Source organism: Nocardia stercoris (assembly GCF_003696265.1).
GTDB classification, from domain to species: Bacteria; Actinomycetota; Actinomycetes; order Mycobacteriales; family Mycobacteriaceae; genus Nocardia; species Nocardia stercoris.
The window spans coordinates 21,008-32,573 of the sequence record NZ_RFFH01000024.1 but is presented as its reverse complement, the minus strand read 5'-3'; the positions used below and the strand labels follow the sequence as shown (position 1 = coordinate 32,573).

Here is an 11,566-nt window from a genome sequence, read left to right as displayed (position 1 = left end):
CGGTGGTGCGGCGCCGTTCCGCAATGGTGTGAGCCGGTCGGCAAGGGGCGGGGTTCATGCCCAGCTGATGGAGCAGTGAATCGACTGCGAAGGTGATGTAGTGGAGCGAGTGCGTCGGTTGCTGGAATTGGAGCAGCATCGTGGGATCGCGTCGGCCGGTGGGCGTGTCGAACCGGAACTGCCCCGGCGGCGGCCGGGGTCGGGTCGGCCTGGGGTTCGGCGGACTGGCCGGTAACCGGAATTAGACAACAGTTCATTGTCGAGGCACTACGAAGAGTGGTTTCCGTTCGCCCTTCTCCCCGCTTAAGGTCTTCCCCGAGAGCAACGACGCTCACACCCGGCGCGCCGTGCATCCCCGCAATCCCATGCACGTGATGAGACGCACCGATCTCGTTGAAGGAAAGGAGAAATTCTATGAACGTGGCCTTCGCCCGCAGGCCGTTCGCCGACGACGGGGTCTGATTCGACACACTGTTCGCCGAGCCGCTGATGGTGATGGTTCCCGCGCGGCACCGCCTGGCCGGCCGCACCTCGGTCCGCGCCAGGGAACTGCTGGACGAGCCACTGCTCGGCGCGACCACCGGCGACCCGGTCTGGAATGCATTCTGGGAGCTGCGGGCTCATCGCGGCGGAGGCGCCGCGCCTGTGGTCTCGCGTTCGAATTCACTGCTCGAGGAGCTGCCCAAGGTCGCCACCGGAGCCGGAGTGGTGATCACGGTGGCGTACGCGCGGTGGATCCCGTTTCCCGGCGTGCGGCTGATCCCGATCGTCGATGTGCCGCCGAACGAGGTGGCGGTCGGCTGGCGCGGCTGCCGAGAAAGCGCTCTGGTCCGATCGTTCGTCGATATCGCACGCACAATTCGGGATTCCCGGCCCCATGCTGACTTGACGCGTGCCAGGAATTCGGCGGCTTGGTCTGGACCGTAGGGCCTGGGCACTGTGGTGTACCGGAGCATGCCCGCGTCATTACACTGCTCGACGATCGCCGGCAGGTCGTCGGCGCGGTGCTCGCGCAGCAGTAGCCGCCCATCCCGGAGAAGTGGTACACAGTCTGGGAATCGCCGTGTCATCACCTCAGCAAACGCGCCAACTTGGCCGTCGGCAACCGAATTCCCATGCCATGAAGCGGTCCGCCACTCGGCCGTACCGTCTACCGCTTGACCAGGACGGCGAGGTAATCCTGCTGGTCGCTGTGGTGCAGGTCTTCGAGCCGCCATGGTGTCGCCGCCAACACTTCGACGAGTTCATCGGCCGAGGTTAGCCAGTAATCAAACCACCCGGTGGCGGTGCGGCGGTGCCGCACACGCAACCGTAGTTGCCCTCCTGGTCGGCCTGCGGTCCGGTTGCGGTCGTGATATTCCAGGTGCAGTGGGTCGCTGGTCCGGTACGGGTCGGTGCCACGACCGTAGATCCGCGCGCCGTGGCTGGTCACCGCCGCGAGCGCATCCAGAAACTGCGGCGCCTGCTTCGGTGATGCAAGCAGGCCGAGGTTGTTGCCCAGCAACAATACCGAGTCCCACACCGGCTGGTCCTGATTCGCCAGTTCACCGACTTCGCCGTGGAAGGTGTCGGATACGCCCCTGCTGCCGCACACCGCGATCGCGCCCGCCGAGGTGTCCAGCGCCAGCACTGGAACACCGGCCTGCTGTAAGGCCAGGCTCGCCCGACCTGCGCCGGCACCGACGTCGAGAACACGTCCCGCACACGCCGCGACCGCCGCCCGGTCCAGCTCTGGCCACTCTTCGCCGACGGCGACGTAGCGAGCGGCAGGTGTTGCGAAGATGTGGCCGTCGTCACGCTCGACGATCTCCGCTACCCCTGGCGCCCCGAGCTCGTCGATCAGCATGTCCCCGAATGCGTCGCCCTCTACTGGTTGGACTCGGATCTGCGGCCCGACCGCTGTCAGGGTGTTCGCGTTGTGGAGCGTTAGGCCCACTTGAAGACGAAGTCGCAGGTCAGGGGCACGCAGCTTGAGTCCTCTGTTCAGTGTGCGAACACTTGGATTGGGTGGCGACGTTTCATCTCCTCGGCAACCTGGCCACGCCGGGGAAGCTAGGTGCGGGCGGCCGCAAGGAGTGGTTGGGAACCGATACAGGGGCGATGCTGAGATTGCCTGTCGGCGTCGGCCGGATGGTGAGCCGCGGTCAATGGCCGGGTCCGGCGGCAGGCCGGTGGTGGTCCGGCCCGCCGCTGGTGATGGGGTCAGGCGAAGGCTTTGGCGACGAAGGGGATCGAGTCGACCAGGGAAGCGTTGACGGTGCCGGGGTGGTCGGTGGGGTAGGTGTGCAGGGTCAGGGGTTGATGGTTGGCGGTCAGGGTGGCCGCGTAGCGCAGGGTGTTGGGCATGATGATGTTGGTGTCGCGCAGGCCTTGACCGATGAATATCGGCTTGTCGAAACCGGTTTCGGGCAGGGCGAGGTCGTCGTGCAGCACCCCGGGCGGAAGATCGGCCAGCGGGCGGGCCAGCAGGTCTTTCAGCGAGACTCCGGCATCGGTGAGTTCGGTGTACATGTCGTCTCCGCAGATCTGTTGGGCGCGGGTGAACCAGTAGCGGCCTGCGTCAGTGAGGTAGGAGTCGATGTCGAGGTCGGGGTGGCTGGTGGCCAGTCCGTTCAGGACGTAGAGAGTGGCGCGGGTGTTGTAGCCGCTGAGTTTGATCGGCGGGAACGCCGGTCCGGTCAGACCGATGAGTTCTTCGTTGTAGGCGGGGACCCCGGTGCCGACCGCGCCGCGGTAGTCCAGTTCGCCGCCGCCGAATTCGGTGGCATAGCGGGCGGTGAACATGGCGGCTTCTCCGCCTTGGGATTGGCCGACTACAACCCATTTGTTGGACAAGTTCTGGTAGTGGCGGGTGGCGGCTTTGACGCCGTCGACGATATTGGCGGCTTCGACTTTGCCGTTGAGGTAGGGCTGCCCGCCGGGGGTGCCGAGGCCCGCGTAGTCGGAGGCGACAACGGCGTAGCCCTGGTTGAGCCAGGCGCCGAGGTAGGCCCAGTCCCGGTCGACCTCGGCGGGTCCGCGCACGGAGTAGGCGCATTCGTCGGCCAAGCCGAGTGTGCCGTGTGCCCAGGCGATGATCGGCCAGCCGCCTGCTGGTGGCTGGCCCGGTGGGAAGTAGACCGCGCCGCTGGAGGTGGCGGGCGCTCCACCCGCGGTGGTGGTCGAATAGATGATGCGGGCAGCGTCGACCGAGCCGGGTGGTGTCGCCGCTGTGGGCAGGGGTTCGATCGATTCGATGACGCCGGTGCTGGGTGTGGGAGCAGCGGCGGCGGGCACGGCGGGGAGCGCGGCCAGGCAGGCGAGCACGGTTGCCGACAGCGGCCAGAATGCGGACATAGGGATCGGTTCTCCAGAGTGCGGGGATCGGTGTGGATCTGGTTGTGGGACAGAGTGTTCGGAGGTGGCCGGGCGATCAGTGGCTGATGGGCACGAACGCGGTGACGGCGGCGGCGACGGCTTGCGGGTTTTCGAAGGGCAGGAAGTGGCCGCTGTCCGGGACTTCCGTGTAACAGGCGTTGGGTGCCATCTCGGCCAGCGAGCGGCCCATGGCGATCACGGCGACGGGGTCGTCGATCGCCCACACCAATTGCACGGGCGCGGTCTCGGATTCGTGGATGAGGGCTTCGAGCCAGCGCTGCTGGTGCAGGTAGCGCTCACGGACGTAGCCGTATGCGTTGGGCAAGCGGGCGTTGCCGCCGCGGTAGGCCATGAGTTCGGTCATGACCTGGGCGTCGTCGTCGCTGATCCGGTCGGGGCGGGTCATGATCTGCTTCAGGCCGGGCACGTAGTCGGGCAGCATCTGCGCGCACACCTGCACGGCTTCGGGGATGCGGGAGGGGGTTTCGAGCATCTTCTGGAATTCGGTCAGCTGGGCGTGGGTTTTCAGGATGCTGCCGTTGAGGAAGGTCGAGGACGCCAGCGTGAAGGTGAGGGTCCCGCGGTGTTTACGGGCCAGCAGTTCGGTGTGCAGGCTCGTGCCCATGTCGTGGGAGATCACGTGGACATCGGCGAGGTCGAGGGCGGCGGCGACGGCTTCGACCGTGTCGGCCTGCTGGAACAGCGAATAGCTGTAGGCGATCGGCTTGTCGGACAGCCCGAATCCGGGCAGGTCCAGGGCGACGCAATGGTAGTCGGCGGCCAGCAACGCGACGGGGTGCCGCCAGTCGTGGCTGGAGGTGGGGAACCCGTGGATGAACAGCAAGGTGGGAGCCTGGCGGGGGCCGTGTTCGGTGACGAAGATGTCCATGCCGTTGGGGTTGACGACGCGGCCCTGCTCGGCCCAGGCGAGCAGCGTGGGCGAGAGGTTGTCGTGCTGGAGGGTCATCGGGATCTCCTTGTGGCTGTCTCGTTTTCACGGAGTGGTGTGCCAGGGCCGGGCGGGTGGTTCAGGTGTGAGCCGAGCTGCGGCGGCCGCTGCCACGGACCCAGACCCAGGTGCCGGCGGAGGCGGTGAGCAGGGCGGGTTTGTTGAGGATCAGCGCGAGGGTCCCCAGCAGTACCACGTTGTCGGCCAGGTACACCGGGGTCATGATCAGCACGTGCGCGGCACAGAACACCGCCCAGGCGGCGGTCAGGCGCCGGTGCAACCGCGCCCGCGCGGCCGGATCGGACGTCTCGATGGGTTCGATCCGGAGCTTGCGGCAGATCGGCAGCGTGAGCGGGGTGGCGGCGAGGCTGAGCGCGAACGCGACCGTGAGTGCGGCGTAGAGGATCAGCGGCGGTAGGAAGAAGTCGCGGCCTTGGCCGGTGGTGGCGGCCAAGGCCGAGAACACCAGCACGATCGCGGTGGAGACGGCCACGACCTTGGGGCGGTCGCCGTGCCGCAGCCGCACCACCCCCACGATCAGAGCTGTCCCGACGGCGGCGGTGATCCCGGCCACGATGCCGGCCATCGAGAAGCCGGCCACGTAGCCCAGGACGGGTGCGGCGCCGTCGACGAGGTGGCGGGCACCGCCCATCTCACGGACCTTCGACCACAACGCCCGCATTCCCGGCACCGCGGCGGACGTGGTGCCAGGGCCGGGTGGGGCCGGGGTGCTGGGTTCGGGGGGAATTGTCATGCGAGTCAACGCCTTCGATACGTCGGGAAGTCAGAGGGTGGCGTGCAGGGCGCGGCCGGCGGTGCGGCCGGAGAACAGGCAACCGCCGAGGAAGCTGCCCTCCAGGGCGCGGTAGCCGTGCATACCGCCGCCGCCGAATCCGGCGACCTCTCCGACCGCGTACAGGCCGGGCAGCACTCCTCCGTCGGGAGCGATGACACGTGCGCCGAGGTCGGTTTCGATGCCGCCGAGCGTCTTTCGGGTCAGCAGGTGCAGCCGCACCGCGATCAGCGGGCCGGCGGCGGGATCGAGCAGCCGGTGCGGCGCGGCGACGCGAATGATCCGGTCGGGCAGGTACTTGCGCGCCACCGTGATCGCGGCGAGTTGCGGGTCCTTGCCGTACGGGTTGGCCAGCTGCGCGTCGCGAGCCGCGACCTGCGCGTGGACGCGCTCGTAGTCGAGCAGATTCTCCCCGGTCAGCGCGTTCATCGCCGCCACGAGCTCGGGCAGGGTGTCGCGGACGATGAAGTCGACCCCGCGCCGGGTGAACGCGTCGACCGGACCGGGCGCCCCACCTTTGGCGCGTTGCAGTAGTTTGCGCAGGTCGCGGCCGGTGAGGTCGGGGTTCTGTTCCTGCCCGGAGAGCCCGAATTCCTTCTCGATGATCTTCTGGGTCGCGATGAACCAGGTGTGATCGTGGCCGGTGGACAGAATGTGCTCGGTGGTGGCGAGGGTGTCGTAACCGGGGAACAGCGGGGCGGGCAGCCGGGTACCGGTGGCATCGAGCCACAGCGAGGAAGGCCCGGGCAGGATGCGGATGCCGTGGTTGGGCCAGATCGGGTCGTAGTTGGTGATGCCCTCGGTGTAGTGCCACATGCGGTCGCGGTTCACCAGATTCGCGCCCGCGGTCTCACTGACGGCGAGCATGCGGCCGTCGACATGGGCGGGCACCCCGGTCAGCATGTGCCGGGGCGGAGTCCCCAGCCGCGCCGGCCAGAACCGGCGAACCAAGGCCGGATCGCCGCCGATGCCGCCGGAGGCGACCACCACCGCTTGGGCGCGGAACTCGAAGTCTCCCACTGTAGTTCGCGATGATGCGACGCCGCGCGCGGCATCACTGGGTTCCAGGACCGACCCGCGCACCCCGGCCACCGCGCCGGCCTCGACGATCAGTTCGTCGACGCGGTGGCGGTGCGCGAATCGCACCCGCCCGGCCGCCACGGCCGGGGCTAGGCGCCGAGTGAACAGTTCAACCAATGCGGGCCCGGTGCCCCAGGTGATGTGGAACCGCGGCACCGAGTTACCGGGCGCGTCCGCGCCCGCCCCACCACGCTCGGCCCAACCCACCGCCGGGAAAACTTTCAAGCCCATGCGACCGAGCCAGGCGCGTTTCTCCCCGGCCGCGAAGTCCACATATGCCTCGGCCCATTGGCGGGGCCAGTGATCGTCGCGGTCGCGGTCGAACCCGGCGGTGGCCTGCCAGTCGCGCCATGCCAGTTCGTGCGAGTCACGGATTCCGGCGCGGCGTTGTTCGGGGCTGTCGACGAAGAACAGGCCGCCGAACGACCAATATGCTTGCCCGCCGACATTTTCGGCGTTCTCCTGTTCGACGAACAGGACCCGGCGGCCGGCGTCGGCCAACTCCGCGGCCGCGGCCAGGCCGGCCAATCCGGTGCCGACGATGATGACGTCGGCGACCTGTGCAGTCGACAATGTGAAATCCTCTCTGATAAGGGGGAACGCAGGCCTCGGCGCGCTCGACGTGCCGTGCGGAGGTGCGCCGAGGGCTGCGCGTGGGGCGTTAGCCAACGGCCGGGGGCGGGGTCTCGCCGGGGGTGCCCAAGGCTGCGGCCGCTTCGGGCCCGCCGAAGCGGTCCACCAGAGCCGCCTGATCGGCCTTGGCTTGCTTGTCGACACCCTCGCTGGTCTCCGGGTCGAGAATCCGGGTGAGTTCCGAGGTCAGCTCGGCGACCATCCCTGCATGGTCGGGATCGGCGGCCAGGTCGCGGGTCTGGTCCGGGTCGCCCGCCACGTTGTAGAGCTCGGGGCCGTAGCCGACGTAGTGGTGCAGCGCGTAGTCGCCCTTGCGGATGAGGAACGCCGCGCTCGGCGCGCCCATGGCGTGGTACTCGCTGAACACCACTCGCTGCGGATCGGTGGGGCCGGTCGCGAGTTCGCGCAGTGACCGGCCCGGCCGGGCGGGACCGGACGGGACGACGTCGGCGGCGTCGAGGATCGTGGGATACAGGTCGACGAGGCTGGCCGGGGTGTCGCATACCTGCCCGGTCGGCACGCCGGGCCCGGCCATGATCAGTGGGACACCGGAGGATTCGGTGTACATCAGCGATTTGCCCCACAGGCCTCGGCTGCCGACCATGTCGCCGTGGTCGCTGGTGTACACGACCAGGGTGTTGTCGGCCTGGCCGGACTCTTCGAGGGCGGCCAGGATACGGCCGAGATTGTGGTCGAGGTAGGACACCAGCCCGTAGTAGGCGGCCGCGGCGCGGCGGCGCTCCTCCTCTGTGTTCGAGTGGTCCAGGCCCGGTAGGACTCCGGCGAATGTCTCGACCCACGGGTGGCGGGTGTGGCCGTGCTCGGGCCGCATCGTCGGGACCGGCATCTGCGCGGGGTCGTACATTTCGAAGTATTCCGGTGGCGCGAGGTAGGGGAAGTGCGGGGCCAACAGCCCGGTGTAGAGCACCCACGGCTCCGCGCCGGCGTCGTGCGTCAGCCACTCGCAGGTGCGGTCGGTGACCGCGCCGTCGTAACGGGTGTAGTCCGATTCCGCGCCACCGGAGATCGACACCATGAGCGGGGCGTTGTCGCGGCGCGGCAGCGGGTCGCGCACCGACCCCCACACCTGCCCGATCCCGCCCGCGAGGTGCATCGGCAGATGCTGGACATCGAACCCGGTCGGGTCGGAAGCGTTGCGGTAGTGCAGCTTCCCGATCGACTCGACCCGGCGGCCCGCACGCTGAAGCTGATGGCCCCAGCCCTCGACGGCGCCGTCGTAGCCCATCGCGTTGTCCCAGTACCCGGTCTGATGCGGATAGAGCCCGGTCGCGAAGGACGCCCGTGACGGCACGCAGATCGGGCTCGGGCAATACGCGTTGGAGAAACGGGTGCCGCGCGCGGCCAGCGCGTCCATGTTCGGGGTCGAGATGATCGGATTGCCTGCGGCGCCGAGGATTTTCGGATTGTGCTGGTCGGACATGACGACCAGTACGTTCATCGGTTGTTCGGACATGGTGATGTCCCCTTTCGGTGCGGCCGGGCCGTAACGGGTGACGCAAGGCCCGGAGGTGGATGGGTGCTCAGGCGGCGACGCGGAATCCGGTGTTGCCGCTGGAGGAATCGGGTGAGTTGTGGATGCGGGCCGCGACGCGGTAGCGGTTGCAGTAGCTGTCGTGGCACAGATACGACCCGCCGCGCAGCACACGGGTCTCACCGTGGGCGGGCCCGCGCGGATCGACAGCCGGGCCGTCGGTGTGCTCGCTGGACCAGTTGTCAGCGCACCATTCCCACACGTTGCCGACCATCTGGTACAGGCCGAAGGCGTTGGGTGCGAACGCCTTCACCGGCGCGGTGCCGGGGTAGCCGTCGGCGGCGGTGTTGTGGGCGGGGAATCGGCCGCGGAAGATGTTGGCGCGGTAGCGGCCTTCGTCCTCTGGTTCGTCGCCCCACGGGTAGCGGGCGTGCTCGAGGCCGCCGCGTGCGGCGTACTCCCATTCGGCCTCGCTGGGCAGTCGCGCTCCCGCCCACGCACAGAAGGCCTGCGCGTCGTGCCAGGACACGTGCACGACGGGGTGGTCGGCGCGGTCGTCGGCGTTGCTGCCGGGGCCTTCCGGTGCGTTCCAGCTGGCCCCGGGTACCGCGCACCACCATGGGGTGTGGTCGGGGCGGCGGGCGTTGCGGCGCAGCGTCGCCGGCAGGAATCCGGCGAACACGTATGACCAGCCGAAACGTTCGGCGTCGCTGAGATACCCGGTCGCACTGACGAAGCGGGCGAACTCGGCGTTGGTGACCGTGTGCGCGGCGATGGCGAACTCCGAAACCCGGACCGGCCGCACCGGTCCCTCTCCATCGGCCGCATAACAGTAGGGGTCCTCGCTGCCCATCCAGAACTGGCCGCCCGGGAGCCGGACCAGTGCCGAGGCCGCAGTGGCGGCCGGCAGCGCGGTGAGCGGCTCGGGAGCGCCGAGGGCGGTGCTGGGGCGTGATGGCGCGGGATTCTCGCCGGTCGGGCTGGAGCCCGGACGTGCCGGGGCGCAACAGCATCCGCCGGTCGGCTCGCGGTTCGGCTCGTGGCCGGGTGTGGGTGGGTGCATGGCGGGTTCTCCTTCCAGAGAGTTGCTGTTCACAGGCCGAGGCCGAGGGTCGCGGTGGCTGCGGCGAGAGTCGCCGCGGCCGCGACGGTCGCGATCACCGGGCTGATCCGGTGTGGGCGCCGTGCCCGCAGTGTGAGGTTTCGGCGGTAGCAGCAGGCTGCGGTGACGGCGAGCGCGGCGACTGCCGCCGCGGCTGTCACAGCGAACGCGACCGTTGTGGCGTTGATCGCGGCGTGGGTGAGCACCGACGCGGCGAGCACCGACGACAGCGCGGTGCGCCGCCAGGCCAATGCGGTCCGTTCGACCGCTAGACCTGTATCCGCCGGCCATGGCACTGCCACGCTCACGACGCCAGCACTGCGACGTCCGCTGCCAGCGCGACCGCGCCGACTCCGATCGCGAGCACCGGCACGAGCGCCGATCCCGGTAGATGCTCGCCACGGGTCATGGCGGACTCGACGCTTTTCCACTGCCGGTGCGCGTACGCCGCGATCGCGACTGCCAAACCGGCACACACCGCGGCGACGGCGCGCCGGAAGCCCGAGGTCGAGAACTGCTCGGCCAGGGTCTGCACCGCCACCGCACCGGCCAGCAATCCGAGCGCCGTACGGATCCACGCCAGGAAAGTGCGCTCGTTGGCCAGGCTGAACCGGTAGTCGATCGGCCCGGCATCCCTCTGGCCACTTTCGGCCGGGTGGGGGCCGGAGACCTCGGTGGCCTGTTCGCTGGTGGGGCTGCACACGTCGTTCGTCCTTGATCTGTCGCGATCCAACACTCAACCCCCTGTTAAACATCATGACTAGAAACAGACATGATGTCCAGAAACCTGTGGAAGTTCACAGGAATGGCAGGTGTGGTCGGGAAGCTGCAACGGCTAACTCGCGTGTGAAGGCGAAACATCATCCAGAGGCCGTGGACAAGGGCTTGGAGAATCGAGGCTCGAGGCCTGACGGTGACAGCGGCAACGCCAACAGCGGTCCGGCGATGTCCTCGGTGCTGGTCGAACCGCCCGAATTCGGTCGCAGGTCTCACTCCCGACCATGAAGTGACGCAACAGCTATCGGCGGCCGCCCGGGCTGAAGCCGGCGCGAACGGCGCGGCGGAGGCCTGCGCGGTTCGGGATCGACGCCGAGGGCTTTGGCCCCGGCGGCCAGCGAAGCGTGCGATGAAGGAGGTCCGGAGCCGGAGCCGGCTCCTGCCGGACACTGCCGCGGGCTGGCGCGGGGAAACGGGTGCAGGTGATCAGCGCAGCCGTGCACTGGCAATTCGGCGGCCACGTTGTCCGGGCCTGGGCCCCCGGTCGCCGATGGGATCCGCCCAGGCAACAAACCCCGCCTGCTGTGAAATGGCGGCGAGGGCGGGGCCCGGGAACCGGTCGGACCCGGTGGCCGATCGGCGACCGGTGGGCCGGTCAGGGGCGTGCGGGCGGGATGTCTCCGAAGCCCGAGGCCCAGTAGCGGCCGCGCAAGGACAGGTTGAGCAGCTCGTCGGTGATCTGCTCGGCCGACTGGGGCATGCCCTGCTCGAGCCACCAGGCCATCACCTGCACCATTTCTCCGACCCAGGCGCGGGCGAGCATGTCCGCGGGGATCCGCAGCTCGACGCCCGCGGCGGCGGCGCGGTCGGCGAACACGGTCGCGGTGGCGGCGGCGCGGTCCTCGACGAAGCGGCGCAGCGCGCGTCCGTCGCCTTCGCCGCGGAGCACGACCCGGTAGGCGTCGCGTTCCTCGGCAGCGTGCCGGAACAACTCCAAGACCGGTTTGCCGGTGAACCCCTTCACGGAGTTCGCGACAAGGGGCTGCAATCGCCGCTGCATCTCCTCGATCAGTTCGGTGACGACCGCGTCCAGGAGGGCGTCCTTGTCGGTGTAGTGGCCGTAGAAGGTGGCCCGGCTCAGATCAGCGCGTTCGGTGATGTCCTCCACGGTCACCGACGCGTAGCCGCGTTCGAGGGTCAATGACACGAACGCCTCCCGCAACAGGCGGCGGCTGCGGCGGCTGCGGCGATCTTCGGATACCACCAGGGCCCCTTCCGGCTACTCAACGATGGTCGACATCCTATCGAAAATGGACACGAAGGATGAATACAGACGATGTGTCCAATAGTAGCCATCAGACCGGCGGACCACGACCGGCGTGAGCGGAGCGCATTGACGCACACCGACATTGGGGGGTGCCCAAGGGTTCAGGTGACATCCGC

11 protein-coding genes are annotated in these 11,566 nt (G+C 68.7%); 1 reads left to right on the top strand and 10 read right to left on the bottom strand.

The annotated features are described in order from the left end of the window. Window positions 1-471 precede the first annotated feature (471 nt). A complete protein-coding gene (locus tag EBN03_RS31290; protein WP_267899323.1) occupies window positions 472-927 on the top strand; it encodes a LysR substrate-binding domain-containing protein in 456 nt (151 codons plus the stop codon). A gap of 223 nt (window positions 928-1,150) precedes the next feature. Here EBN03_RS31290 and EBN03_RS31285 read toward each other — a convergent pair whose 3' ends face one another. The 10 genes from EBN03_RS31285 to EBN03_RS31240 form a co-directional block, all read right to left on the bottom strand. Beyond that, window positions 1,151-1,846: a class I SAM-dependent methyltransferase gene (locus tag EBN03_RS31285; protein WP_199743046.1), complete on the bottom strand. Its 696-nt coding sequence runs from the start codon at window positions 1,844-1,846 to the stop codon at window positions 1,151-1,153. A gap of 356 nt (window positions 1,847-2,202) precedes the next feature. Further along, entirely contained in the window at window positions 2,203-3,336 is a 1,134-nt protein-coding gene (locus EBN03_RS31280) for an alpha/beta hydrolase family protein (protein ID WP_122191774.1), read from the bottom strand. A gap of 76 nt (window positions 3,337-3,412) precedes the next feature. After that, window positions 3,413-4,324 (bottom strand): alpha/beta fold hydrolase, encoded by a 912-nt coding sequence (locus tag EBN03_RS31275; protein WP_122191773.1) that lies wholly within the window; start codon window positions 4,322-4,324, stop codon window positions 3,413-3,415. Window positions 4,325-4,385: 61 nt separating this feature from the next. Next, window positions 4,386-5,060 (bottom strand): DUF3159 domain-containing protein, encoded by a 675-nt coding sequence (locus EBN03_RS31270; RefSeq protein ID WP_122191772.1) that lies wholly within the window; start codon window positions 5,058-5,060, stop codon window positions 4,386-4,388. Between the two features lie 30 nt (window positions 5,061-5,090). After that, window positions 5,091-6,752 carry an FAD-binding dehydrogenase gene (locus EBN03_RS31265; protein WP_122191771.1) on the bottom strand — a complete coding sequence of 554 codons (1,662 nt, stop codon included), beginning with the start codon at window positions 6,750-6,752 and terminating at the stop codon, window positions 5,091-5,093. A gap of 88 nt (window positions 6,753-6,840) precedes the next feature. Next, a complete protein-coding gene (locus tag EBN03_RS31260) occupies window positions 6,841-8,286 on the bottom strand; it encodes a sulfatase-like hydrolase/transferase (protein ID WP_122191770.1) in 1,446 nt (481 codons plus the stop codon). Between the two features lie 67 nt (window positions 8,287-8,353). Beyond that, window positions 8,354-9,367 carry a formylglycine-generating enzyme family protein gene (locus tag EBN03_RS31255; protein ID WP_122191769.1) on the bottom strand — a complete coding sequence of 338 codons (1,014 nt, stop codon included), beginning with the start codon at window positions 9,365-9,367 and terminating at the stop codon, window positions 8,354-8,356. Window positions 9,368-9,396: 29 nt separating this feature from the next. Continuing rightward, window positions 9,397-9,708: a DUF202 domain-containing protein gene (locus tag EBN03_RS31250; protein ID WP_233608761.1), complete on the bottom strand. Its 312-nt coding sequence runs from the start codon at window positions 9,706-9,708 to the stop codon at window positions 9,397-9,399. A 2-nt stretch (window positions 9,709-9,710) separates the two neighbouring features. Further along, the gene (locus EBN03_RS31245; protein ID WP_122191796.1) at window positions 9,711-10,028 is read right to left on the bottom strand and encodes a YidH family protein; all 318 of its coding nucleotides are present in this window, start codon (window positions 10,026-10,028) and stop codon (window positions 9,711-9,713) included. 750 nt (window positions 10,029-10,778) lie between these two features. Continuing rightward, entirely contained in the window at window positions 10,779-11,387 is a 609-nt protein-coding gene (locus EBN03_RS31240; RefSeq protein WP_122191767.1) for a TetR/AcrR family transcriptional regulator, read from the bottom strand. Window positions 11,388-11,566: the final 179 nt, after the last annotated feature.